A 26,869-nucleotide genomic window follows, 5' to 3' on the forward strand; every position below is an offset into this window, starting at 1 on the left:
TGATACTTTCTAAATACAATGCCGTTATTCAAACAATGCTTTCAATTCGGTAGCATCATGAGGTTTCATCTTACCTGCCAAAACTAAACTGAGTTGTTTGCGTCTTAACGCCCCCTCGTAACGTTCCGTTTCTAAGTCTGTTTCTGGTTTTAATTCGGAACACGCACTGGTCTTCCGGTTTCATCTACTGCAACAAAAGTATATATGGCCTCATTGGCCTTGTCCTTAATACCGGACTCTCTGTCCTCTATCCAAACGTCTATATAGATTTCCATAGAGCTTTTAAATGCTCTAGAAACCTTTGCGTCTACGGTGACAACACTTCCTAAAGGAATAGCACGATTAAACGCCACATGATTCACAGAAGCGGTCACCACAATACGTCTCGAATGGCGACGGGCACTAATACCTGCGGCACGGTCCATTCGGGCTAGTAATTCACCACCAAAAAGGTTGTTGATGGGATTGGTTTCACCAGGTAAAACCATATCGGTCATGATTGTTCTTGATTCTTTGGGTGTCTTTGCTTCCATAAACTAATGTTGTCATTTTCGCGATGGCGAAAATGGAGGTCTTTTAATCTCCTAGTCTCGAAGTTTCGAGATCAGGAATCGTTTAAAAAACAAAGGTAAGACGATTTAGATTTTCAGCCTTAAATTTTAGATATAATTAACGGTAGAAGCAGGTAAAGATTATAAGCGCTTAATGAAATGAGTAGCTAAGTTAAGTTCTCGTTATGGCAGTTGTTTTACTAACAACCAAGCATCTTCATTACTCGACTCGCGAATCTCGTTAAGTACACGAAGGGCTTCAAAGCGGTTCTCGTATGTGGCATAAGCCACTTGGTGTAAACCGTAGCGGTTCATGCCAATTTTCCTAGCTTTAAAACCTTGAGCTTGAAGCTGTTCAACTTTTTTATCAGAATTGGCTTCCACCCTAAAAGCACCAGCCACAATATGATAGTTCCCAGTTTGCTTTGTGACCTTTAAAGTGACTGTAGGTAAGGGATTACTAATTATAAAAGTCGCTTCTTGAATTTTAGTGTCGAGTTGCGCGTTTGCTTCCTCCTGCGCCATTTCGTTTTGTGTCGCAATGTTATTTATATGGTAATTGCTTACACCAAACCCACCTATAGTCAAGGCAATTATAGCGGCGGCGGCATATTTAAGATAGGGTATCGCTTTGCGTTTTTCGGCTGTGACGGTAATAGGGATTACCTTTTCAATGGCTTCAACCGTTTCCTTGTACACTTCACGAGTGACAGGTGGAGAAACCAATTGTGACAACCCAAAAGCATCTGTTAAATAATTTAAATGATACGATGGAGAAAACACTATTTTCCCTTCGTTATTCAGCTTTAAATCACCAATATTTTCAAAAGCCACGACTTCCCCTTCAATTAAGTATGACTTTAACGATTTTACTTGATTCGCAATTTTTTCAGTAGCCCTTTCAAAAGAAACGTCTTCAACATCTGCAATATACCGCGCTAATAACCCATCATTTGTTTGTATTTGCTCATTAAAAGCTAAACTCTTTTTTGGCGGATAAAAGGCATTCGTGGTTTCGTGAACCGTGGCACTCACGCGCTGTGATAAAAAAGCACCAAAATTAGGCACGGTCACACATTCGTAACGGTATAATAAATCGCTTATGTAGTGTTCTAATTGCATAGAAACAAAGTTAGAAATTTTTGTATGCCAATAAAATTTGGGGCGTATTAGTTATTAACACAACGAAAATTCTTTTCTTGTAGTCTTAAAATCAGTAAAATAAAATGACAGAACATGAGTTGCTTTATACGTTAGCGCTCCAAAACGTATCTAAAATTGGGGATACTACGGCAAAAAAACTAATCGCGCACTGTGGTTCTGCGGAAGCGGTGCTTAAAGAAAAGCGTCAAAATTTGCTTAAAATTGATGGTATAGGAAGTCTGACGATTACAGATTTGTTTTCAAGAAATCATCTTGAAGCTGCTGAAGCTGAGCTAACATTTATTAAAGCGGAAGGCATTAAAACACACTATTTTGCTTCTGAAAGTTACCCTGAAAAACTAAAACACTGTATTGATAGTCCCATATTACTTTTTGAAGCGGGAACCATTGATTTGAATAAAAAACATATTATTAGTGTGGTCGGTGCCCGAAAAATAACCAATTTGGGGATTGCGTTTTGTGAAAAATTAGTAGAAGAATTGGCTATTTACAATCCCGTGATTGTTTCCGGCTTTGCATACGGAGCAGACATCACGGCTCATAAAGCGGCAATAGATAATAAACTCCAAACCATAGCTTGTTTAGCGCATGGCTTAAACCAAATTTACCCAAAAACCCATAAAAAATACATGGCTGCGGTAGAAGAGAATGGCGGCTTTTTTACAGATTTTTGGAGCACAGATGCTTTTGATAGAAACAACTTTTTAAAACGGAATCGCATTATCGCAGGGCTAAGTGAAGCTACAATAGTTATTGAGAGCGCCGAAAAAGGAGGCAGCTTGGTCACTGCCGATATTGCAAATTCTTACAATCGTGACGTATTTGCCGTACCGGGTCGCACCACCGATTCTCAAAGTGTGGGCTGCAATAATTTAATAAAACAGCAGAAGGCTCATCTACTCTCAACACCATTAGATGTGCCCTACTTACTCAATTGGCAGTTAGAAGAAGACCAGAAGCCCGCAGTACAAAAACAATTATTTGTACAGCTTGATGCTAATGAAAAAGTGATTTATAATTACTTAAAAAATAACGATAAGCAACTCCTAGATGTTATTGCGCTACAATGTGATATGCCCACTTATAAACTTGCAGGATTATTATTGAACATGGAATTAAAGGGCGTGGTGCGGCCGTTACCAGGGAAGTTGTTTGAGGTTATTTAGATTCCAGCGAAGCGCTCTTGTTATTAGAGTTTCGCGTATTAAACCTGCTCTTCGAAGTTTGCAACTTCGAAGCATATTATGATTCTAACTATTTTATTTAACTTGTTTACCAAACACTACTTTTCCAAAAGGCAACGTCTTCATGTACATTTATAACTGGATTATCAACTAAAATTATGTTTAGAATACCGTTTCCATTTACATAATTTGTTGCACTCGAGTAAAGATAATGTGATGCTTTAGACACTAAACCTGCGCGAACAGGATTTAAATGAATATAGTCTAATTTTGACCACATAAATTTATCTGTATAGATTTCTTCAGGATGGTTTCCATATTTCCGAATTGATAGTCTTTGTTGCGACCATGGGTTTGCATCGCTTCTTTTAACAATTTTAAAATCCATTCTCTTCTGCTTTCTGATTCAGATTTAATTAAGTGTATAATATTCTTAGCCGTGAATTTTTTAAAATCTCTAATGAGACCAGATAGATCGTCGTCTTTACTTTGAACAATCAAGTGCACATGATTACTGATAATAACATAGCCAAAAACAACTAAACCTTTATTTTCTACACAGTAATTTAAACTCTCTATAAGTGCATCTTTATAACGCTTTCTTGTAAAAGCATCTATCCAACCTACTACTGTTAGTGTAATAAAGTGTGGTTTCGATTGGTCTCTTATTTTATAGCCGTCTGAATCCATGATTTTAAAGGTATAAAATATCTGTCATTTATGACTAACGCTCTTCGAAGTTTGCAACTTCGAAACATTTATTAAAACACATATTGACTAACGGTAATAAGTTACAAACTTCGTACAGCACACGCAGAGCTGGTAAGGATTTTTGAACTTAATGAAAACAACAAGACTTTTATCCTTAATATGATTGACATGGCTTTACGTGACTTTAAAACTAAAAAAGCTTACGCATAATATAACACCTGCTCTTCGAAGTTTGCAACTTCGAAGCCATTAAAAGAAACATTTATTGTAGACGGTACGAAGTTACAAACTTCGCACAGCAGGTTACAAACTTCGCACAGCAGGCTATACATTTTACAATCAGAATTCGATGATAAAATAGTAAAACAAAAAGTTATTGTAGAATTGTAGATATCTTAGAGCATTACTAAAAAAGCCACAATAGTCAAATTGTGGCTTTTAAATAGTATACGTTTTTCCTGCAATAGGGTTACAAAATAGCGATAGATGGATTGATCCATATAAGCTTATTGTTTAATCATTAAATACGCTCCATAAGGTATTGTTGGTATTGTAGAAACTCCATCAGGAATATCGGCATAGGTTCCTGTTATCACTAATTGTAAATCATTTACAGTAATATTTGTTTCATTGGGCACGGTTCTTAAAACAATATTAATACCTAAATAATCTTTTAATACATCTATTAATCTTAAACGTATTCTTCTTTCTCCAGGCAAACAAGTTTCACATTTTGGTAAAAATTTATAAGGTATTATACTATTTCCAAATATTTTATGCTCTGATATATTAGTAAATGTGTTATCTATATAGGTTAATGTATTAATGAGCTCGTTACCATTCTCATCAATATAATTGTATTCACCATATAGCATATCTTTATAATACGTTTTATTTATATAAGTAAACATATATTGCAGTTTCTTTTTTAAAATAATGGTAAATTCTTCGCTACCATTAGTAAATTTCCAGGTCCCTACAAATCTATCAAAATCGTTATCTGTGTCTTTATAATAGGCGTTTTCTATATTTAAATATTCATCTCCATCATATAAAGAAATGACAGGGCTTTGGGCTTTGCATGATAAAATTATAAACGTAAATAATAGAAGATATAATGTGTTTTTCATAATGTATATTTTTTTAGTTGACTAATTACAAGGTGTTTTTTTTATTCCCTCGCTCTTCGAAGTTTGCAACTTCGAAGCATTTATTAAAACACATATTGACTAACGGGACTAAGTTACAAACTTCGCACAGTACACGCAGAGCTGGCAAGTATTTCTGAACTTAATGAAGACAACAAGACTTTTATCCTTAATATGATTGATATGGCTTTACGTGACTTAAAAACTAAAAAAGCTTACGCATAAAATAACACACCATTTAAAGTGTGCTCTTTCTGTATTTATTTAAAGCTACGAAGTCACAGACTTCGCAGAGCTGGTTATCTTTTTAAGATTCATATTGCCTACATTCGGGATGAGATTGCCCTCATTTACACCAGTTAAAGATTAGGGTTTATACTAAATTGGTTTCAAAGCTTTTTGATTTTTGTTATTTCTTTAATGACTTCCATCTAAAAACAAGCTTTTGCTATTGCTAAATGCGAGTGCCTTATGATGAAAATTATAAAAGTACGCTAGTGAAAAATTATTGAATTTTTCACTAGTTTTTGACCACAGTACTTTGTTGTAGAGTGTTTTTTATAATAGAATCACATTAATAAATTGGAGAACCTCCATAGAATCTCCACTTACCTTTTGTTTTTTTTAGTTTTATTAAGAGGAGTTCTTTTCCATTATGTCTTAACTTAACATTTTCTTTCATTATTTTATCTTTTTCTACTATAAGAAAAGCTTTTTTATTTTTTCTATCATAAAATGGTTTAGATACCATGTATATATTATGTTTTTTATTATGATAATAATAGACAATTTCGTAATCTATATCATTTAAATATAGTTTCTCCTTTTTTATACTATCAGTTAATATTAGATTCTTTTTTGTAATTAATTTGACATTCCATTTTTCAACTTGCCAATTTGGATATTTGGTTTTTAATTCTTCAATTTCTTTTTCGCTGAAGAATTTCTTTTTTGTTTTAAATTTTTTTGAAAAATATAGATAGCTTTGAAAAAACGATTCAGGTTTTCTATAATCAAGAACTAATGTATTTGTATTAAAAATAATAGAATCTTTATTTTTTTCTAAATAAGCATTTAAGACCTGATAATCTTCGTTGCTATCTCTATCTGTTTTTTGTGTGACACAGCTACAAGTAAGTATTAATAAACTTAAATATATAAATTTCATAATGTCTGTATTTATGGGCAAAGTGTTCCTTTTGGTGAAGTAATAATAGTTTCTCCTAAGCTGTTTATATGTTGTTTAGTTTCATTAAAATCTTCTGATTCATTAACGTCTTTAATTCTGTCTCTATCATCATCTGTTAATGAAATTGTCGTTAAATAAATATTAGTTTCGTGTAAGCCTCCCCAAGCTAAATCAATATAATATTGAGGACTCTGTGAATTGTTGTCCCATTCTTTTAAAGCATTTGCTAGTGTATTAACAAATAACTGTGCAATGGTTTCATGTTGAGCTTGATTTGCAGAACCTAAACCATCCATATAATACTCCCAAAGTAGTGAAAAACTTTCTTGAAATTGAGTTTGATTAATTGTTCCTGCATCTGCCGAATCCACCTGGCTCAATAAATAAGCGTGTATAGCTTCATGAAGCATCGTTCTTGCTATAGCATTATTTGTTGCTGTATTTTCAAAAGTTGGATTTATTCTAGTTATATATGAATTTGGAATAGCTGCACCACTAGAATCTAATTCCCAATATCCTGCTCTTCGAAGTTTGCAACTTCGAAGCCACTACCAAGTCACAGACTTCGCAGAGTTGGTTAGTTTTTATTGTTTAGTAACTATCATATTTGTCGGAATTGTAAAATTGGGATTAAAAGGTGGTTGTCCATCTAATCTTCCAACTGGACCTTTTGGATTTTCTATAGTTACTTGCATTTGTGTCGTGCTATTTGGTAGAAATTCAAAAGTTGCTGTACAATAACTATTTCCTTTATCAATAATTACATCATCAAAAGCAAAGATATTTATGCCAACATCATCATCATTTACACAGGCCGTGTACATCGGATTTAATTCTCGCTCTTCATTTGTTGGTGTGGTTATTGTATTTACTATAAAAGTTGTACCTCCATCTGTTGAATAGCTATAGTTTCCAATCATATAATCCTCAAACACTCTTTCTTCTGGGAAATATTTTTGTGTTACTTTGGTTAATTTAAACGTTACTATTTCATTTCCACTAGTCCATACCCAAGTACCAATATAATTGTCAAATGTTTGATTAATATCTTTAAAATAGGTGTTGTCAGAAACATCTTCTGAGGTCAGTCCATTACATATATTTACAATGTTAATTGGTGTCTGTGCTATACTTTTTACGGAAACAAAGAATAACATACTTAATATTAATATTTTCATAATTTGCTTGTTTAGTTGCATGGTGTTGCTGTAACTTGATTGTTTTGTATTTCTAATTTTTGATAATCTGAAAAAGTTAAGTCAGTTGCTTTATAAATATTCAAGCCTACATTTAACTCTTCTAGCATTTTTACAAACCCTAATTCATTAGTTGCATTTGTGTTGTTTTCTTTAATGTTATATTTTTTAATAATTTTATTTTTAATAAATTTATTAATCTTATTGTTTATTAAATTTTTATTTCCAAAGTTAATAAAGTTGCTCCTATCGTTTACTTGCAAAATGTATGCCTTTCCTGAGTGTGTAACCACACCATAGAAAAAATCACTTGTAACAGTTGGGGTTAGTAACTGGTTATACATATCTTGTAAATCAGTTGGAGAAGGAACAGATAATAAACCATCATAATGAGAATGAATGACGCCTTTAATGGTTGAGTTGCCAGTCCAAGATACAAATGGATTACTTGCCGTTCCTTGAAATTCATCATAGTCATAATTATCAGATTGACTAATTTCTGTATTTGGTGTTGGGTCATCGTACACCGTAAACATTTTTTCAAAGCTCCATTGTTCAGCGGCACCTTTTAGAATATTCATTTTTTGTTTAAATACATCGTCATTTTTTAACTGTGCTATTTTTTGACAAGGATCGGGTTGTTCAACAACAGGAGTAGTCACAATTTCAATGCAAGAAGTTTCCTTACAAGGGTTTTCGTCAAGAGCTGGGTCTGTGTTGGTGCCAGTAGAATCAGTATTCCCACCAACACCGCCTCCCGTGCCGAAGTTCCTTCTGAGTCTGTAGTGCCCGTGTTAGAATAATCGTCATCCTCATTTCCACCACCACCAATACCAACGCCGCCAATCCAATGGCAATTAGTGGCCATTAATACTGGAGGACAATCTGAATAGGCCACATCGTAACAAGGCAAAGTTTCCCAATGAAAATCGCAGACTAATTCTCGCATTTGATAATCTTTAGATAATTCACCCTCTGTAAATACAGAAACGTCAAAATCTATGGGGGTATAAGTTGTTGTTTTAGAGTTTAAAGCATTGGTGTCTAAAGTAAGGAATTCTTGTTTTGTAAAGGCGTATTTTACAATATATGCAGTGTAGTCATTGTCTGCATTTAAAGTTAATAATAAATTTTCTACGTTATATTGCTAGTAGAATCTCTAAGAATACTAAAGCTATAAGAATGATAACCCGTTTCTGTGTTCTCAATATGTGTTACAAAATCGGTATTAATGGTAAAACCGTAAGCGCTGTTATAAATGTCTTTATTAAGTACGTTGGTTACATTTTTTTTTTGAATTAATTTTTTGAATCTTCTCAAAAATGCGTGAATTAGATTCTACTTGTTTTTTCATAAGTGCCCAATAGCGTTTAAAGTAAAAAAAATATTAGGTGGTTAACCAAAAATTAACCACGACATGTTTAAAATGGTTTATGGAGTGTTTAACCAACTTTTCGAAGTTTGCAACCTCGAAGCATTTATTAAAACACATATTGACTAACGTCACAGACTTCGCAGATCTGGTTTAAGAAACCTTTTTAGGTTTTGTGTCATAAATAATTAGTCATTTAAATGTTTGCGTGTTAAAATTAAGCGGTTCTAATGAATATTAAAACTAATTTTTAGGGAGAGGTACATGCTATTGAGTAAACCTACCTTTTCAATGCGTGTAGCAAGTTTACAGGATAACACAGTAAAGATAATAAATTATGCTCACTACGTGACGTTAAAAGCAGGGTAAAAGTGAATATTAAGATCTTGTTGCTTGTAAATGACTTGATATTAACGCAATACGCGATCAATTAATAAATTAATACCCGAGCTTTGTACGAACACGCGTCAAAACAGCTTCTGCTACAACCGTCGCTTTTTCAGCACCTTTAGCCAATGCCTCATCAATTTTGTCAAGGTTATTCATATAAAAATCATAACGCTCCCGTTGTGTTTCAAAGGTTTTTAAAATCAACTCAAATAACGCTTGCTTCGCATGGCCATAACCATAATTACCGGTTTCATAATTGGTTTTCATAGCTGCTTTTTCGTCTTCAGAAGCTAATAAACTATAGAGTGCAAAACAATTACAGGTACTCCAATCTTTTGGGTCCTCAAGAGGCGTGCTGTCCGTTTCAATGCTCATGATTTGTTTACGCAATTTCTTTTCCGGTAAAAAGATATCGATAATATTGCCCTTGCTTTTACTCATTTTGGCGCCATCGGTTCCAGGAATTAGCATGGTGTTTTCCTGAATTTTAGCTTCGGTAAGACAAAAGTGTCACCAAGTTGTGCATGAAAGCGAGACGCGACATCGCGGGTCATTTCTATATGCTGTAACTGGTCCTTCCCCACAGGAATAATATTGGCGTCATACAACAAAATATCTGCAGCCATTAACATGGGATAGGTAAATAGGCCGGAGTTAACATCTTCCAATCGGTCTGCTTTGTCCTTAAAACTATGCGCTAAGGTTAAGCGTTGGTAGGGAAAAAAACAACTTAAATACCAAGAGAGTTCAGTGACCTGAGGGACATCACTCTGTCTGTAAAATACCGTTTTTTCAATGTCTAACCCAAAGGCCAACCAAGTGGCAGCAGTAGAATAGGTGTTATGTCGTAATGTTTCGGCATCTTTTATTTGCGTAAGTGAGTGCATGTCTGCAATAAATAAAAACGAATTGTTCTTTTCGTCTTTACTCATTTCTATTGCGGGCATTAACGCGCCTAATATATTACCTAAATGTGGTGTTCCTGTGCTTTGTATTCCTGTGAGTATTCTTGCCATGTTTACTTTCCGCGAAAGCGGAAATCTTATTTATACAACGCAAATATTAATTGCGTTTTAGAATTTCAACTTAATACATATTAAACTGAAACCTAAATTAAACTAAAATTTTTTCCGAAAACAAAGGTATTTTTTTTCAATTAAAATAGCTCAAAACATTTGTGTATTTTTGGCGCTTATGATTGTATTTAAATACATTTTTTGGTTGCTCTATCGCATTTGGTTTTACATCTTAGTAGCAGTGCCTATTCTTGTGCTATTTCCATTGCTTCTTATTTCTATATTAAAAGAGTCGTGGTATCCTTATTTCTTTAAATTGGCTAGAATTTGGGCACGGTTTATTCTTCTCGGGATGGGGTTTATTATCAAAATCGAGCGGGAGCAAACACTAAGTAAAACAGCCAGTTATATGTTTGTCGCTAATCACACGTCTATGGCAGATATCATGCTTATGTTAGTAACGGTTAATAATCCGTTTGTCTTTGTTGGGAAAGCTGAGCTCGCTAAGATCCCCTTATTTGGTTTTTTCTATAAGCGCACGTGCATATTAGTAGACAGAAATAGTGCGAAGAGTAGGCAAGCCGTATTTTTAAGAGCGCAGCGTAGATTAAAACAAGGCCTGAGTATTTGTATTTTTCCTGAAGGATTGGTGCCCAAAGAAGACATCTTACTTACTGAATTTAAGGATGGGGCATTTCGCTTAGCTATAAATCATCAAATCCCTATAGTTCCTATTACTTTTGGGGATAATAAAGCGCGTTTTTCTTATACTTTTTTTAGCGGCGGCCCTGGAAAAATGCGTGTTAAAACACATGAATTTATTGAGACAAAAGGCTTAAAAACTGTAGATACTGCAGCTATAAACACCAAGGCCGGACGTGTTATTTACAACCAACTAAAAGCATTTGGGTCAAGATAACGAGGCGTAAAAAAAGCTGCTCTTGGCACAGAGCAGCTTTTAGTCATCATTGGTTGCTCTTTTAAGAGCCACTAAGTAAAAGTCTAATCAACTAAAAAAATCTAAAACTTAAAATTTATAACTAAAACCAGTATAAACGCCAATGATGTAAGGCTTAAAATTACCGAAGTTTCGTTGTAAGCATTCACTTGATACTTAAAGGTGGGTTCGAAATTAAACTTAAACGTATCACTAAACTTATAGTCTAATCCAAGACCAATATTGGTGGTAAAACTCACATTATTTATATTATTGGCTTCGCCAATTGTTGTTTTTCTGTTTTCTACTTCTGTTACGACTTCATTGCCCTCTAAAATAAAGGTACTAACACCTCCAATGACATTAAAGCCTACGCGCTTGTTAATGATAGCATATTCGAGTTCCACCGGAACTTCGAGGTAGCTTAACCGCTGACTTAGGGCGGCATTCAAGGCGTCATTAGTGACACCGTCTATTTGTTGGATAGACAAGTTGTTCGCGCTCAAAACACCAATGCTTTGACCTTGATTTGTAGGGACAAAATTAATATTTCTCAAAGGAGCACTATTAGGGGTGTTCGAAACATTTTCGTAAATAATAACATTAGCTGTATCGTAACTTAAGTTCAGTTTGCTAATTCCGGAGCGCACTTTTAATCGGTTGTTTAATGCATAGCCTAAATGAATACCATAACTGGTATTAATTTCACCGTTTTTTGGGTTGTCAATAAATTGGTCATGAATAGGAGAGCCCTTGCCAAGTGTATTGTAATAAACAGGTGCCACATTTGCGTTTACTGTCCACCTGTTCATTACAGTTTCCTCTTCTTTTTCTTCTTCTTTTTCAATAGCATCTTCGATGTTATTGGCAAGGGCTGCCTCTTCTAGCAGATTTGGAGTTTGCGCATCCTCATCTACCGGGTTTAAATTCGTTTTTTCTTCTTCACTATTGGTTTGTGCTAAAGCTTCTTTTGAAGTCTTAGCTTTTGTTTTATTATTTATTATGTTTTGATTTGTTTGATTTTCTTCTAGTTTCTCAGTATTATCGGCAATACCATTACTATTTAAACGCTCATTATTGGCAGTTTTGTTTTGAGTGTATAGTGGTAAATTAGAAGTGCTTTTGGCGTACTTTTCGGAAGCATTTTGAGAAGTTTTATTATTTGCAATTGCATTATATGAAGGTGATGCCTTTGTATCTTGTGAAGACCTGTTCGCTTTATTTGTAGTCTTAGCTGCAGTATTTCTATCAGCATTTTGGGAGCCCGTTTTTTTGTCTATAACATTGGTAACTGCTGTGCTTACCTCTTTTGATTCTGAAGTTGTGTCATTAGAGAGTGTTTTCGCGTTCTTCTGAAGGGGTTCAGAAGCCGATAAAGCATTAGCTTGTGTTTCCTTTTTTGTAATAATAGAATTGGTGCTGGTTTTATTAGTATTACCTGAAGTTGTTGTGTTTGTGTTTACAATGGGATTTGAACCTTGAGTAGTAGGAACATTCGTAGTCGTGTTTCTATTTAACGCATTATTCTCAGGCTTTTTTTCTGAAACGGTTTCGTTTTCTGTTGAAGCCGTGTTATTCGTCTTTGAAGCGCTGTTGGTGTTTTCAGGATTACCATTAGTGTCTACTTTAGTGTCTACAATTGTTTCTGTGTTGCCTTCAGAAGTATTGCTTTCTAGGAAAGTGTTTCCTATGGTAAATAAAAGTACGACCAATGCAGCGACTCCTGCTAGGCGTAACCATAAAGGCATCACTTTAGGCTGAACTGCTGCTGGCTCTAGTTGATTTTGAATAGCATTCCAAACCGTATCCTTTGGCTTTGCTTCAAAATCTTTAAACTTTTCTTGAAAAAGTCTGTCGATGTGTTTTTTTTCACTCATACTTATAAAGATTGGGATTGGTGACCCATTTTATAGTCCGTTACTTTAGTTTTTAAAATCTGCCGTGCTCTAGCTAAGTTAGATTTTGAGGTGCCTGCATTTATTTTTAATAGATCGGCAATATCATTATGGGAATAACCATCTAAAACATAAAGGTTAAATACCAACCGGTATCTGTCCGGCAATTCCTGAATGATTTTTAATAGATATTCAATTGAAATATCGTTATCATCTTCAATGGTTACGCTATTATCTTCAATGTGATCCTCATTAATAATATCAAAAACACCTTGATGTCTATAGCGTTGCAAAGCCGTATTAATGGTCACTCGTTTTAGCCAGCCTTCAAACGACCCCTTGTTTTTATATTGTTCTATTTTTTTAAAAATAGTGATAAAAGCATCTTGCAAGTTGTCTTCAGCTTCGGCATAATTTCGTGAATACTTAAGGCAAACAGTAAACAACTTACTCGAAAAGAGTTTGTAGAGTTCGCTTTGTGCCTTAGTATCATTAATCTTACAATTATGTATGAGCTGATCTAAACTCAAATTCAATCCACGTATTAGTTATTATTCTTCTGTTACTGGAACTTCCACAATGAGATAACTATCTTCGCCATTGTCATCCTCGCCTTGCCAAAATTTAAAAACATACGTACCTACTTGTGTCGCTTTAAAATTAAAAGTGGCTTCCAATGGACTATCTATAGTTGTGCAATTACCATTATCGCCAAAAAAGGTGGTAATAACAGCAACAGTTCTTTCATTGTTGTGCTTTTGGTAATAAATATTGTTAAAGGCATGACAACTAGTAGGCCTTAAATAAGTGACCGTTATTTCGTAAGTTTCATTTAATAGAAATTCACTGGGTACCATAGCGCTTTCAATGGGCAATATTTCTTGATAGTTGCTAGAATCAACCCCGTCTACGCTGCACGAAAACGCAGATGAGAGCATTAATAAAATAAGGAGCTTTTTCATTTTAATTCAATATTATAAATAGATATTTATAAAGTAGATGCTAAAAACGTAAAAGGGTTGCGTCTAAAAATAAAAAAATCCCGATACTTTCGGGATTTTTTATTTTACATATTTTCTTTAATCGCTTTTTTAATTTTTGCTTCTAGCTCATCAAAAAGTTACGGGTTATCTTTTATAACCGACTTGACAGCGTCTCGCCCTTGTCCGAGCTTAGTATCTTCATAGCTAAACCAAGAGCCGCTCTTTTTTACAATTTCTTTTTCTACGGCAACATCAAGTATCTCACCAACTTTACTAATGCCCTCTCCATACATGATGTCAAACTCTGCGAGTTTAAAGGGAGGTGCTACCTTGTTTTTAACCACCTTCACTCTTGTTTTATTACCTAAAACTTCGCCATCGGTGCTCTTTATTTGTGTCGAACGTCGAATGTCTAAACGTACAGAAGCATAAAACTTTAATGCGTTACCACCAGTTGTCGTTTCAGGGTTTCCAAACATAACGCCAATTTTCTCACGTAATTGGTTGATGAAAATTACGGTACAATTGGTTTTACTTATAGAGGCTGTTAATTTTCTTAATGCTTGAGACATTAAACGGGCATGTAAACCCATTTTACTGTCACCCATCTCGCCTTCAATCTCACTTTTAGGTGTTAAAGCAGCCACAGAATCAATAACCACAATGTCAATAGCACCGTAACGAATAAGGTTGTCTGTAATTTCCGGAGCTTGTTCACCGTTGTCTCGGTTGAGAGATGATTAAATTATCAATATCAACGCCTAATTTTTCAGCATAGAAACGATCAAAAGCATGCTCTGCATCAATAAACGCAGCAATGCCTCCTGCTTTTTGTGCTTCGGCAATGGCGTGTAATGTTAATGTTGTTTTACCGAGAAGATTCCGGACCGTATATTTCTATCACCCGACCTCTTGGGTAACCGCCAACACCTAAAGCAATATCTAACCCAAGTGAACCAGAAGGAATAGCTTCTACATCTACAATGGCTGCATCACTCATTTTCATCACAGTGCCTTTGCCATAGGCTTTGTCTAATTTATCTAAGGTTAATTTTAGTGCCTTTAATTTTGCTTCTTTTTCATTTGCCATTTTTCTTAATTTTATCTATTGTGCCTGCTAAAATACTACTTTTTTTAACTTTTTTTTACTTTCACACGCAACCTTTTTATACTTTCTGCATCTACTAATAAAAGCGGGAAATTATTTGTTGTGAAAAAGAAAAATTAACCCTGTTTTTAAACGATTCATCATTAATTTTTAAATATTTAGCGATGAAATATATAAAAAAAACAATCACCTCGAAGGCATTTGGTGTTTCAGTCACTGTTTTTATAAACAGTAGCTGTAAAGCCGATGGAGGTTAGCTCGTATATTTTTTTAGAAATAAAAAATTATTAACGAGTTAGTCTATTAAAAGTCCGTTGCGCAAACAACGGACTTTTTTTTATATATAAATCTGAGCGTTGAAATAGCGTTTTTTATTAGACGTGTTATCAATTACAAGCCACTTACAAGCCACTATATTGCAGCCAAATATCAGTACTCGCAATGGTTGGAGAACGGTAATGTCTTGGTAAATCGAACAAAAACAGTACTTTTGCATTTTAAAATTCATTTTACCTCTTCTAAACATAAGATAAAATGAAAATTCTTTAACCTTAATACATTAGTATAGCATGCAACTGTACAATAAACTAAGCGCCAAAGAACGAGCAGAACTTATAGAAAGCACTGGAAAAGAGCGTTTAACGCTTTCGTTTTATCAATACGCGAACATTGGCAATCCGCAAATTTTAAGAGATCATTTATTTATTACATGGAATGCACTAGACGTTTTAGGGCGTATTTACGTGGCTTCTGAAGGGATTAATGCACAATTGTCTTTACCCGCCGATCGATTTAATGCGTTTAAAACGCATTTAGACAGCATTGATTTTTTAAAAGATATTCGTTTAAATATCGCTATCGAACAAGATAACATGTCTTTTTTGAAATTAAAAATCAAAGTGAGGGATAAAATTGTTGCCGATGGTTTAGCAGACGATACTTTTGATGTCACTAATAAAGGAATTCATGTGGCTGCCGAAACATTCAACGCGCTTATTGAAGACGAGAACACCATTCTTGTAGATATGCGAAATCATTATGAAAGTGAAATTGGTCATTTTAAAAATGCAATTACACCGGATGTCGATACGTTTCGGGAATCCTTGGATATTATTGAAGACGACCTAAAAGCACATAAGGAGGATAAAAACCTAGTGATGTATTGTACGGGAGGGATTAGATGTGAAAAAGCTAGTGCCTATTTTAAGCATAAAGGATTTAAAAAGGTCTATCAATTAGAAGGCGGCATTATAGAATATACAAGGCAAGTGAATGAAAATAGCCTAGAGAATAAATTTATAGGTAAAAACTTTGTTTTTGATGATCGCCGTGCCGAAAAAATTAGTGAAGACGTTATTGCCAGTTGCCACCAATGCGGAACACCATGCGATACCCATGTAAATTGTGCAAATGAGGCCTGTCACTTGTTGTTTATTCAATGTGAGACTTGCAAAGACGAACTTGATAATTGCTGTTCAACAAGTTGTAAGGAGGTTGTCGGGTTGCCTTACGAAACACAAAAAGCCTTACGAAAAGGACAAGGAAATAGCAATGATATTTTTAAAAAAGGAAGAGCAGAGCATTTGCCTTATAAAAAGGATTTAAGAAACATATTCGAGACTTTAAAAAACAAATAATCTCCGTTAGTAAACGAATACTATTTATAAAGGGACGAATACTATTTAGAGTTTTTTAAGTCTATAGAATAATAGTATATTTACGACATCAGAGCTCGGGTCTATAACGCGCTCTAAACTAAGTTTTTTATTAATCATCTTCTTGTGCGTAATGCATTTAGAATCAATATATACCACCTATGGCTTGTGCAAGTTGCTCAACAGGTAAAGATGGCCAACCTAAAGGCTGCAAAAGTAATGGTACCTGTGGTACCGATAGCTGTAATAAACTAACCGTTTTCGATTGGTTAGCCAACATGTCTGTTCCCAATGGAGAAAAACCTTTCGATTTCGTAGAGGTTCGCTTCAAAAATGGAAGAAAACACTACTATCAAAACACTGAGAATTTATCGTTAAGTATTGGAGACGTGGTTGCAACCCAAGCACAATCTGGTCATGATATTGGCATGGTTACACTCACGGGCGAACTGGTGCGTGTGCAAATGAAGCGCAAAAAAATTAACGAAAAACCCGAGGATGTTTTAAAAATATACCGAAAGCCTCTCAAAGAGACATCGATATTTGGAGCGATGCGCGTGATAAAGAGGAACCAATGAAGGTGAAAGCACGTCAATTTGCAATTGACTTAAAGCTTCATATGAAGATTTCTGATATTGAATTTCAAGGGGATGCGAGTAAAGCGACCTTTTATTATACCGCCGAAGAACGGGTAGATTTTAGAGAATTAATTAAACTGTTCGCTAAGGAATTTAGAACACGCATTGAAATGAAGCAAGTAGGGTTTAGGCAAGAAGCTTCCAGATTAGGAGGCATTGGCTCTTGTGGTAGAGAGCTGTGTTGCTCTACCTGGCTAACCGACTTTCGTTCGGTAAGTACCAGTGCAGCACGTTACCAGCAATTGTCTTTGAATCCACAAAAGTTAGCCGGACAATGTGGGAAGTTGAAATGTTGTTTAAATTATGAATTAGATTCTTATTTGGATGCTTTAAAAGCATTTCCAAAAACCGAAACCAAATTATATACAGAAAAGGGAACCGCTGTTTGCCAAAAAACAGATATTTTCAAAGGTCATATGTGGTATGCCTATGAGGGCGAATGGATGAATTGGCATAAAATTACAACAGATCAAGCCAGGAGAAATCATTGAGTTAAATAAAAAGAAAGAAAAGATTGCCAGCCTAGAAGAGTATGCTTCAGATCTAATTGAAGATACTAAAGTTGAATTTGAAAACGTTGTGGGTCAAGATAGTTTAACGCGGTTTGATGGTCCAAAAGGAAATAAAAAACGTAGAAACAATAAGAAACGTAAACCGAATAAGCCTGTAAGTCAAAACAAAGCTGGTGAACCAAACAAACCAGCAAGTCAAGCAAAACCAGGCAATCAAACGAAACCTGCAAACAGAAACAAACGAAATAAAAACAATCGTAATAAATCTAATAAGCCAAAATCGGAACCTAAAAATGAGAAGTAGTTTTATTTTTTTAGGTATTATTATTCTAAGTTTAACGTCATGTGACGCTAAAAGAGTTTTTGATGAATACCAAACCGTGCCGAATGTTTGGAATAAAAATGATGTTGTTCGTTTCAATATTGAGGCACCAGATTCAACAAAAGCCTATAATTTGTTTGTTAACTTAAGAAATACGAGTGATTATAAATACAGCAATTTATTTTTAATTGTTGAAATGAATTTTCCACATGGAAAAACGTTAAGAGATACCTTAGAGTATAAAATGACACAACCTGATGGCACGTTTTTAGGCACTGGTTTAGGGAACGTAAAAGAAAACAAACTGTGGTATAAAGAAGGGGTCGTTTTTAATGAAGATGGCGAGTATGTTGTGAGCATTCAACATGGTATGAGAGAGAATGGAGAAGTAAATGGTGTTGAGCGTTTAGAAGGGATTACAGATATTGGTTTTCGAATAGAAAAAACAAAATAAGAAATTAGAGTCATATCGAATGCTTTTGCTATCGCAGAATGCTATCGACAAGAAAAGAGGAATGCATGGCAAAAGCTAAAACAAATCAAACAAACGAAACACAAGACTTCGACAAATATGTACGCTGGTTTTGGATGTTATTTTTAGGAGGAATAGTGTCAGTACTATTGTTATTTTTTATTGCCTCTTTGGGGGGGTTAGGAGAACTTCCTGATTATACCCAATTGGAAAATCCTGAAACCAATTTGGCAACAGAGATTATTTCAAGTGATGGAAAAACATTGGGGAAATTCTATTTTGATGATAATAGAACGCCTGTAGATTATGATGAGTTACCAAAGAATTTGGTAGACGCACTTATAGCAACCGAAGATGCTCGGTTCCATGAGCATTCAGGCATTGATGCTAGAAGTACACTAAGAGCCTTTTTTTTCTTGGGGTCTAAAGGTGGCGCCAGTACCATTTCTCAACAGCTAGCGAGACAGCTTTTTGTTGGTGTGCGAGCCAAAGGAAAGTTTGAAGGTGTTCTTCAAAAAGTAAAAGAATGGGTCATTGCCACGAAACTGGAACGCCAGTATACTAAGGAAGAAATTATTGCACAATATTTTAATATTTACGATTTTGGTAATAATGGCGATGGCATTCGGTCTGCGGCTAATATTTATTTCGACAAAGAGCCAAGTGAGTTAAATATAAAAGAATCGGCAATGCTGGTGGGCATGTTTAAAAACTCTTCTTTATATAATCCTAGAAGAAATCCAGTGGGCGTCAAGAACAGAAGAGATGTGGTGCTGTCTCAAATGTATAAATACGATTACATTACGAAAGAAGTTAAGGACTCCCTACAAAAAACAGAATTAGATTTAAAATATTCACCTCAGTCTCACCGAGATGGCACTGCTACTTATTTTAGAGAATATTTAAGAGCATGGATGAAAGATTGGATCAATGATAAAGCCAATAGAAAACGAGATGGTTCCAAATACAACATCAATAGTGAAGGTTTAAAAATATTTGTTACCATAGATTCACGCATGCAAAAATATGCAGAAGCGTCTGTGAATAGACATATGCCAAGACTGCAAGCAGAGTTTTTTCATCAAAATACACCAGAGCGAAACAAAACCGCGCCATTTTTAGAGTTAGATAATTCTGAGATTGAGGATTTAATGAATCGCTCGATGCGAAGAGGAGAACGTTGGAGAGTACTTAAAGAAGAGGGCAAGTCTGACAAAGAAATTATAGCTTCTTTTAACAAACCAACAAAAATGACCGTGTTTAAGTGGGTTGAAGGAAAGGCAAGTGAGGTAGATACCATCATGAAACCCATAGACTCTATGCGTTATTACAAATCATTCTTACACCCTGGAATGATGAGCATGGATCCTCAGACAGGCCATGTAAAGGCATGGGTAGGCGGCATGAATTATCGACACTTTCAATACGATCATGTCAACCAAGGAAAACGTCAAGTAGGATCAACCTTTAAGCCTTTTGTATACGCCACGGCCATAGACCAGTTACATATGTCGCCTTGCGATAAACTACCACGGTCTCAAATTACTATAGAGGCAAACAAATATGGGAATCCGTAACCTTGGTCACCTGGCAATTCAGATAACAATTATGGGGGAGAAATCACCTTAAAACAAGCCTTGGCAGGCTCTGTAAATACCGTAACCGCCCGTTTAATGGATAAAGTGGGACCACAGCCTGTAGCTGATTTAGTGAGGCGTTTAGGCGTTACCTCTTACATTCCGAAGTGCCTTCAATTGCTGCGGGAACTCCGGACATTAGTGTTTTCGAAATGGTTGCTGCATATGCTGCTTTTGCAAATAAAGGGGTTTATACTAAACCAGTTATGATTGAGCGTATAGAAGATAAAAACGGAACAGTCTTATACCAATTTGCACCGGAAAGTAAAGATGTATTGAGTGCAGAATCGGCTTATGTGACCGTGAAATTAATGCAAGGTGTTGTAGAGTCTAGGTTCCGGTAGTCGCTTAAGGACGACAGGTAGAGACCAATGGGATAAAGCATATAAAGAAGTCATCACGGGTTACCCTTATGAATTAACCAACCCTATCGCAGGAAAAACGGGGACCACACAAAATCAAAGTGACGGCTGGTTTATGGGCATGGTGCCTAATTTGGTAACTGGTATTTGGGTTGGAGCAGAAGATAGAGCAGCGCATTTTGCTACGATTACGTATGGCCAAGGAGCGGCAATGGCGTTGCCTATGTGGGGCATGTACATGAAAAGTTGTTATGAAGATGAAACGCTTAACGTCTCGAAAGCCGATTTTGAACGGCCTTCTAACTTGTCCATAGCTGTTGATTGTGCTAATTATGACGATGACAATTCTGACGGAGATACACCAAAAGAAGAAGTGCCTGATGGCTTAGAACTATAACCTTTAGAAAAAACAATAAATATTTGAAGCCATTCTTTACCGAATGGCTTTTTTATTTCTTAATTTTAAACCAGTAAAGAAACACAGTCCTATGATTAATAAAAAAGTAAATGGTGTCATCGAAGCGCTAGAGGGTGTCACAGATAATATGACCTTCATGTTGGGTGGATTTGGACTTTCTGGTATTCCGAGAAAATGCCATCGCTGCTTTGGTAAAAAGTGGTATTAAAGGCCTTACCTGTATCTCCAATAATGCTGGTGTAGACGATTTTGGTTTGGGGTTATTATTGCACCAACATCAAATAAAGAAAATGGTATCTTCTTATGTGGGTGAGAATGATGAATTTGAACGCCGAGATGTTATCCGGAGAATTAGAAGTTGAGCTCATACCCCAAGGTACTTTAGCGGAACGTTGTCGTGCTGCACAAGGTGGTTTTCCAGCCATTTACACCCCTGCAGGTTATGGTACAGAAGTAGCTGAAGGTAAAGAAACACGAAAATTTGATGGTAAAATGTATGTTTTAGAGCATGCGTTTAAAGCTGATTTCGCTTTTGTAAAGGCCTGGAAAGGGGATGCTGCCGGAAATTTAATCTTTAAAGGCACCGCAAGAAATTTTAATCCGTGTATGGCTGGTGCTGCAAAAATCACAGTGGCTGAGGTTGAAGAATTAGTGCCTGTTGGTGACTTAGATCCAAACCAGATTCATATACCGGGAATCTTTGTTCAGCGTATTTTTCAGGGGGAAACCTACGAAAAACGTATAGAACAACGTACGGTTAGAAACAAAGAGTAAAAAGGACTTGTTATTCCTTCGAAGTAGGGAAGGCACGGGTCATATTTAAGATCAATTAAAAAAAATCTCACTTCTGTGGGAACGACAAAAACGACGCATTATGTTAGATAAAACAGGTATAGCCAAACGCATAGCAAAAGAAGTAAAAGATGGATATTATGTAAACTTAGGCATAGGGATACCAACATTAGTAGCCAACTATGTACTTGATGATATTGAGGTTGAATTTCAAAGTGAAAATGGCGTGCTAGGTATGGGGCCATTTCCCTTTGAAGGCGAAGAAGATGCCGATATTATTAACGCAGGAAAGCAGACCATAACCACATTGCCTGGAGCCAGTTTTTTTGATAGCGCGATGAGTTTTGCCATGATTAGAGGGCAACATGTAGACTTGACTATTTTGGGTGCTATGGAGGTTGCGGAAAATGGGGATATTGCCAACTGGAAAATACCAGGAAAAATGGTGAAAGGTATGGGTGGTGCTATGGATTTAGTGGCCAGTGCAGAAAACATTATTGTCGCGATGATGCATACCAATAGAGCTGGCGAATCCAAGCTTCTTAAGAAATGCTCTTTACCGTTAACAGGTGTTGGGTGTGTGAAAAAAGTAGTGACAAACCTCGCAGTATTAGAAGTGACCAATAGAGGGTTCAAACTATTAGAACGCGCGCCAGGCGTTTCAGTCGAAGAAATACAAGAAGCTACTGAAGGTGCTCTGATTATTGAAGGAGACATTCGAGAAATGCGCTTGTAACTTTGATAGCGGTCACATGGCGATTATAACCTAGAAAGTAATCGCATTTAAATTATAAAAAGAAAGTCTGCATGACATGGAAGGGTGTTAATTTTAAATAAATTTAAAACTAAAATCAATAAATTGCGCCTTAAACGTTAAAATTTTATGTATTTCATCGAATATTAATGCTGTTTAGCCGATAATTTGGAAATGTATGATATATTGGTCTTCCCAAACTATCTAACATTATAAAACTCAAATGTACCATAATTTAACCTTTATGTTATTGTTTTAACCCAAGTTTACTAATTTAAAAATAATCCAAATTTACCTAAAACGACCTAGTATGAATACAGCAGCAAATCTACCTGAACACTCTACAATTATTAACAGAACTTTTAATGGGATTAAAAATACGTTGCGTTTTACTAAAAGCGTATTATATTTAACTAAGAAAGTATTCATGTTGTAATTGTTGACTATAAGCAGCGCTACATAATTATAAAATCCTACATTACCTTTTAATTACCGATTTATATTTTGAAATACTTAATTGATAGTGAGATTCTTTATGTTATTGCTTACAAGGTCATGAACAATTAGAAAGAAGCTACTTTAGGGGGGTCGGAATAGAAGCAATTAATCTTTGAGTATATTCCTTTTTAGGTGCGTTGTATATTTCATCAGCATCCCCAATTTCTTCAATTTTACCTTTGTTCATTACCAGTAATTGGTCACTCATATATTTCACGACAGACAAGTCATGAGAGATAAAGATATAGGTAAATCCAAAATTTTCTTTCAATTCATTCAGCAAATTCAGTACTTGAGCTTGTACTGAAATATCCAAGGCAGAAACAGATTCATCACAAATAATCAATTTAGGTTGTAAAGCTACTGTTCGTGCAATGCCTATACGTTGGCGTTGGCCGCCGAGAAAATTCGTGAGGATAACGGTTAAAATAGTCTTCATTTAACCCTACGCGACTTAAAATAGACATCGCCTTTTCTTTGCGCGCTTCATCTGTGGCATAAAGTTTATGTACTTTCATTGGTTCCATAATCGCGTTACCCACAGTTAAACGCGGATTTAAAGAAGAATAGGGATCTTGAAATATAATTTGAATGTCCTTTCTAAGCGTTTTTGTTTCAGAAGACGACAAGGTAGTAATATCTCTTCCTTTATATAGTATAGCTCCGAAGTAGGTCTATCTAAAAGTAAAATGGCATTGCCTAAAGTCGATTTCCCGCAACCCGATTCTCCAACTAACCCAAGGGTTTCGCCTTCGTATACTTTAAAACTTACATCATTCACAGCCTTAAAGCTTGTTTGTTTTGTAAACCAACCAGGGTTAGAAACGTATTCTTTCTCCAAATTAATTACTTCTAGCAAAGGCGTTTTACTGTATATCTTTTTATGACTCATTGCCCGCATTTCACTAGTTATAATCGTTTTAGAAACCGTGTCATGCATAACATCATGAATAGTTGGTAGGGTTTTTTGTCTTGTCGTTAATGAGGGTTTCGAATGTATGAGCGCTTTTGTGTAGTTGTGTTGAGGGGATTTAAAAATGGCATTAACCGTATTTTGCTCTACTATTTGTCCTTTATACATTACCAAAACGCGATCTGCAATTTGGGAAATTAAAGACAGGTCGTGTGTTATAAAAAGAATACTCATTTGGGTTTCCGCTTGTAGTGTTTTAAGCAGTTCGATAATATCCTTTTGTACCGTAACATCTAAAGCAGTGGTAGGCTCATCGGCGATTAAAATTTTAGGCTTGCAAGCAATGGCCATCGCAATCATTACCCGTTGTTTTTGGCCTCCGGATATTTCGTGTGGATAGGATTTGTATACGCGATCAGGATCTGGAAGCTTGACCTTGGTGAAAAGAGACAAGGTTTCCTTTTTTATCTCTTTTTTTGAGAGGCTGGTGTGTTGCTTCAAGATTTCTTCCACCTGTTTTCCGCATCGCATAGAAGGGTTTAAAGAACTCATGGGTTCTTGAAAAATCATAGCTATCTTTTGCCCTCTTATCGTCTCGGAAGGTTTCAGTATTCATTTTGGTGAGATCGTCACCTTCAAAATAAATTTCTCGGGAAGAGATTCTCGAAATGTTCTTCGGAAGCAACCCTAAAATAGCTAATGAGGAGACCGATTTTCCCGAACCAGATTCACCAACAATACCTAATATTTCATTAGTGTTTAAATGGTAGGAAATAGAATGAATGATTTCTATTTCTTGTGCGTTAGACAAAAAAGAAATAGATAGGTTGTTTATTGAGAGTACTGGTTTCATATATTATGTAAATGTAGGAATAATAGACAATTTAATTACGGTTTTAGCCGTAATTGAAACCGAACGTTAAAATTTTAACAGTATTTCATCGAAAACATTGCGGTGTTGATAATTTAATATTTTTAATTTCTATACTTTCGCTGCCGATATAATAAAAAATTAATTAATTCTTTAAACAATCCTCATGAAAAAAACAATTACTTTATCATTATTGAGTTTACTTTTCACGGTGTTCGCCTTTGCCCAACAGCAAAGAGAATGTGGTGTCATTGAAAATTTTGAGTACAGAAAACAATTAGATCCACAACTGGAATCTAGAATGGCTCAAATTGAAGCTTTTACAGAGCAAAAAGTAAAAGAATTAGAATCCCAAGAAGCTCAGGGTAAAATAGTAGGCAGCATTATTACCATTCCAGTGGTAGTACATGTGATTTATAGCAATTCAAATGAAAACATTAGTGAGGCTCAAATTTTATCTCAAATACAAGTCTTAAACGACGATTTTAGAAGACTAAATGCCGATGCAAATAATACGTGGTCACAAGCAGCAGACACTCAAATTGAATTCTGTATGGCGACTGTAGATCCTAATGGAAGTGCCACTAACGGTATTACAAGAAAGTCATCTACTAGAACATCTTGGGGAACCAATGATGATATGAAAAAAGCTTCTCAAGGAGGTGTAAATCCATGGGATGCTTCACAATACCTTAACATGTGGGTATGTAATATTGGAGGCGGAATTCTTGGATATGCACAGTTTCCTGGAGGGAGTGCCTCTACAGATGGTGTTGTTATGGGGCCGCAATATTTTGGATCTAAAAATTTAGGTTCAGGATTTTATTTGTCGGCACCTTTTGATGAGGGAAGAACAGCAACACACGAAGTAGGACACTTTTTTAACCTACGTCATATTTGGGGAGATTCAAATTGTGGAAACGATTTAGTGAGTGATACACCTACGCATCAAACGTCTAATGGCGGTTGTCCTACGGGAAAAGTGTCTTGTGGATCAACCGATATGGTTGAAAACTATATGGATTATACAAATGACTCTTGTATGAACTTATTTACTACAGGACAAAAAAACAGAATGCGCGCCGTTTTAAATGCAGGTGGTTCAAGAAGAGCTTTAGCATTATCTGAAAAATGTGGTGGAACAACAACAACTCCAACATGTACCGATGGTATTCAAAATGGAAACGAAACAGGTGTAGATTGTGGTGGTTCATGTACGCCTTGTCAAACAGGGAATCAATATTGCGCTTCTCAAGGAAACAGTGTTGCAGATGAATACATTTCTAGAGTACAATTAGGAAGTATTAATAAATCTTCCGGAGCACAGAAATATTCAAACTTCGTAAGTACATCAACAGATTTAAACAAAGGTTCTGCATATACAATCACAGTGACACCAACGTGGACTGGTACTAAATATAATGAAGGCTATGCGGCTTGGATTGATTATAACAATGATGGTGATTTTACAGATGCTGGAGAACAAATTTTCTCTAAGTCGGCATCGCAAACGTCACCGGTAAGCGGAAGCTTTACTGTGCCTTCAGGGACAGCTAATGGAAACAAAAGATTACGAGTTTCTATGAAATACAATGGCATCCCAACATCTTGTGAGACTTTTTCTTACGGAGAAGTAGAAGATTATACGGTAAATATTAAAACAGGAACGGCGCCAGTAGATAAATGTGCGGGAGTCTCAGAATATGTTAGTGGTCAATCTTACCCAGTAGGAGCGAAAGTGACGTATTATGGAACCTTGTATCAAAGAACGTCTACAGGTTGGGCGAATCTAGGTCCTTGTGGGACTGCTAGAATTACAGAGGAAGGTTTTGTACAATACTTAGGTGTAGACATCTCAGTATATCCAAACCCAGTAAAAGGCAATACTTTATACATAAAATCGAATGTTGAAAACTTACCATTTACAGTAGTAAACATGTTAGGGCAACAAGTAGCAAGAGGAACATCTACCAATGGTGTTGATGTTAGCAATCTTGAAACGGGACTTTACATGATTCAATTTAATGTGAATGATAAAGTAGAGACTAGAAAGTTTATAAAGCAATAGTCCACTATTTTAACAACGAACTGTTATTTAAAAGCCTCAGCGAAAGTTGAGGCTTTTTTTATTGAACTTTACCGTTGTATTACGGTTAAAACCATACATCTAGTAGAATAGTT

Annotated in this window: 19 protein-coding genes and 7 pseudogenes; 9 read left to right on the forward strand and 17 right to left on the reverse strand. The window is 35.6% G+C overall.

Annotated features, from left to right (window positions below):
• Positions 1-24: 24 nt before the first annotated feature.
• Both N7U66_RS13240 and N7U66_RS13245 read right to left on the reverse strand, forming a co-directional pair.
• A pseudogene (locus N7U66_RS13240) lies at positions 25-533 on the reverse strand (acyl-CoA thioesterase).
• 201 nt (positions 534-734) lie between these two features.
• On the reverse strand, positions 735-1,673 hold the full coding sequence (locus N7U66_RS13245; protein WP_267675738.1) for an HU domain-containing protein: 939 nt from the start codon (positions 1,671-1,673) through the stop codon (positions 735-737).
• A 104-nt stretch (positions 1,674-1,777) separates the two neighbouring features.
• Here N7U66_RS13245 and dprA point away from each other — a divergent pair, with 104 nt between their 5' ends.
• Positions 1,778-2,881: a DNA-processing protein DprA gene (dprA, locus tag N7U66_RS13250; RefSeq protein ID WP_267675739.1), complete on the forward strand. Its 1,104-nt coding sequence runs from the start codon at positions 1,778-1,780 to the stop codon at positions 2,879-2,881.
• Positions 2,882-2,987: 106 nt separating this feature from the next.
• Here dprA and N7U66_RS22040 read toward each other — a convergent pair whose 3' ends face one another.
• From N7U66_RS22040 to trpS, 9 genes and pseudogenes are all read right to left on the reverse strand, one after another.
• The gene (locus N7U66_RS22040; protein ID WP_313791230.1) at positions 2,988-3,179 is read right to left on the reverse strand and encodes a hypothetical protein; all 192 of its coding nucleotides are present in this window, start codon (positions 3,177-3,179) and stop codon (positions 2,988-2,990) included.
• Positions 3,164-3,589, reverse strand: a complete 426-nt coding sequence (locus tag N7U66_RS13255; RefSeq protein ID WP_313791231.1) for a transposase — start codon at positions 3,587-3,589, stop codon at positions 3,164-3,166. The genes N7U66_RS22040 and N7U66_RS13255 overlap by 16 nt, the downstream gene beginning before the upstream one ends.
• A 527-nt stretch (positions 3,590-4,116) precedes the next feature.
• The gene (locus tag N7U66_RS13260) at positions 4,117-4,740 is read right to left on the reverse strand and encodes a DUF6705 family protein (protein WP_267675740.1); all 624 of its coding nucleotides are present in this window, start codon (positions 4,738-4,740) and stop codon (positions 4,117-4,119) included.
• 592 nt (positions 4,741-5,332) lie between these two features.
• Positions 5,333-5,926 (reverse strand): hypothetical protein, encoded by a 594-nt coding sequence (locus N7U66_RS13265; RefSeq protein WP_267675741.1) that lies wholly within the window; start codon positions 5,924-5,926, stop codon positions 5,333-5,335.
• Positions 5,927-5,937: 11 nt separating this feature from the next.
• Positions 5,938-6,357, reverse strand: a complete 420-nt coding sequence (locus N7U66_RS13270; RefSeq protein ID WP_267675742.1) for a hypothetical protein — start codon at positions 6,355-6,357, stop codon at positions 5,938-5,940.
• A gap of 174 nt (positions 6,358-6,531) precedes the next feature.
• Entirely contained in the window at positions 6,532-7,125 is a 594-nt protein-coding gene (locus N7U66_RS13275) for a DUF6705 family protein (RefSeq protein ID WP_267675743.1), read from the reverse strand.
• A gap of 11 nt (positions 7,126-7,136) precedes the next feature.
• Positions 7,137-7,805 (reverse strand): hypothetical protein, encoded by a 669-nt coding sequence (locus tag N7U66_RS13280; protein ID WP_267675744.1) that lies wholly within the window; start codon positions 7,803-7,805, stop codon positions 7,137-7,139.
• A complete protein-coding gene (locus tag N7U66_RS13285; protein ID WP_267675745.1) occupies positions 7,802-8,092 on the reverse strand; it encodes a hypothetical protein in 291 nt (96 codons plus the stop codon). The genes N7U66_RS13280 and N7U66_RS13285 overlap by 4 nt, the downstream gene beginning before the upstream one ends.
• 861 nt (positions 8,093-8,953) lie before the next feature.
• Positions 8,954-9,921, reverse strand: a pseudogene (gene trpS, locus N7U66_RS13290) (tryptophan--tRNA ligase).
• A gap of 178 nt (positions 9,922-10,099) precedes the next feature.
• On the opposite strand from trpS, the gene N7U66_RS13295 reads away from it, so the two are divergent.
• A complete protein-coding gene (locus N7U66_RS13295) occupies positions 10,100-10,840 on the forward strand; it encodes a lysophospholipid acyltransferase family protein (protein ID WP_267675746.1) in 741 nt (246 codons plus the stop codon).
• Positions 10,841-10,941: 101 nt separating this feature from the next.
• Here the strand turns inward: N7U66_RS13295 and N7U66_RS13300 are convergent, their stop codons facing one another.
• The 4 genes and pseudogenes from N7U66_RS13300 to recA all read right to left on the reverse strand — a co-directional run bounded on the left by N7U66_RS13300 (position 10,942) and on the right by recA (position 14,826).
• Positions 10,942-12,735 (reverse strand): outer membrane beta-barrel protein, encoded by a 1,794-nt coding sequence (locus tag N7U66_RS13300; protein WP_267675747.1) that lies wholly within the window; start codon positions 12,733-12,735, stop codon positions 10,942-10,944.
• Positions 12,736-12,737: 2 nt separating this feature from the next.
• Complete coding sequence (locus N7U66_RS13305) at positions 12,738-13,283, reverse strand: RNA polymerase sigma factor (protein WP_267675748.1); 546 nt, start codon at positions 13,281-13,283, stop codon at positions 12,738-12,740.
• Positions 13,284-13,304: 21 nt separating this feature from the next.
• A complete protein-coding gene (locus N7U66_RS13310) occupies positions 13,305-13,691 on the reverse strand; it encodes a hypothetical protein (protein ID WP_267675749.1) in 387 nt (128 codons plus the stop codon).
• Positions 13,692-13,873: 182 nt separating this feature from the next.
• A pseudogene (recA, locus tag N7U66_RS13315) lies at positions 13,874-14,826 on the reverse strand (recombinase RecA).
• A gap of 587 nt (positions 14,827-15,413) precedes the next feature.
• Between recA and trhO the strand changes: the two are divergent.
• The 6 genes and pseudogenes from trhO (at position 15,414) to N7U66_RS13345 (ending at position 22,388) form a co-directional block, all read left to right on the forward strand.
• Positions 15,414-16,481: an oxygen-dependent tRNA uridine(34) hydroxylase TrhO gene (gene trhO / locus N7U66_RS13320; RefSeq protein ID WP_267675750.1), complete on the forward strand. Its 1,068-nt coding sequence runs from the start codon at positions 15,414-15,416 to the stop codon at positions 16,479-16,481.
• Positions 16,482-16,660: 179 nt separating this feature from the next.
• A pseudogene (locus tag N7U66_RS13325) lies at positions 16,661-17,953 on the forward strand (PSP1 domain-containing protein).
• Complete coding sequence (locus N7U66_RS13330; RefSeq protein ID WP_267675751.1) at positions 17,943-18,425, forward strand: gliding motility lipoprotein GldH; 483 nt, start codon at positions 17,943-17,945, stop codon at positions 18,423-18,425. Before N7U66_RS13325 ends, N7U66_RS13330 begins: the two are co-directional and overlap by 11 nt.
• A gap of 65 nt (positions 18,426-18,490) precedes the next feature.
• Positions 18,491-20,839, forward strand: a pseudogene (locus tag N7U66_RS13335) (penicillin-binding protein 1A).
• A 91-nt stretch (positions 20,840-20,930) separates the two neighbouring features.
• Positions 20,931-21,634 (forward strand): annotated as a pseudogene (locus tag N7U66_RS13340) (CoA transferase subunit A).
• A 100-nt stretch (positions 21,635-21,734) separates the two neighbouring features.
• Positions 21,735-22,388: a CoA transferase subunit B gene (locus N7U66_RS13345; RefSeq protein WP_267675752.1), complete on the forward strand. Its 654-nt coding sequence runs from the start codon at positions 21,735-21,737 to the stop codon at positions 22,386-22,388.
• A 592-nt stretch (positions 22,389-22,980) separates the two neighbouring features.
• Here N7U66_RS13345 and N7U66_RS22610 read toward each other — a convergent pair.
• Positions 22,981-23,343: an ABC transporter ATP-binding protein gene (locus tag N7U66_RS22610; protein WP_390886677.1), complete on the reverse strand. Its 363-nt coding sequence runs from the start codon at positions 23,341-23,343 to the stop codon at positions 22,981-22,983.
• A pseudogene (locus N7U66_RS13350) lies at positions 23,252-24,670 on the reverse strand (ATP-binding cassette domain-containing protein). Before N7U66_RS13350 ends, N7U66_RS22610 begins: the two are co-directional and overlap by 92 nt.
• Positions 24,671-24,854: 184 nt before the next feature.
• Here N7U66_RS13350 and N7U66_RS13355 point away from each other — a divergent pair.
• The gene (locus N7U66_RS13355; protein WP_267675753.1) at positions 24,855-26,756 is read left to right on the forward strand and encodes a GEVED domain-containing protein; all 1,902 of its coding nucleotides are present in this window, start codon (positions 24,855-24,857) and stop codon (positions 26,754-26,756) included.
• Positions 26,757-26,869: the final 113 nt, after the last annotated feature.

This window comes from Lacinutrix neustonica (genome assembly GCF_026625145.1).
Taxonomy (GTDB): Bacteria; Bacteroidota; Bacteroidia; order Flavobacteriales; family Flavobacteriaceae; genus Lacinutrix; species Lacinutrix neustonica.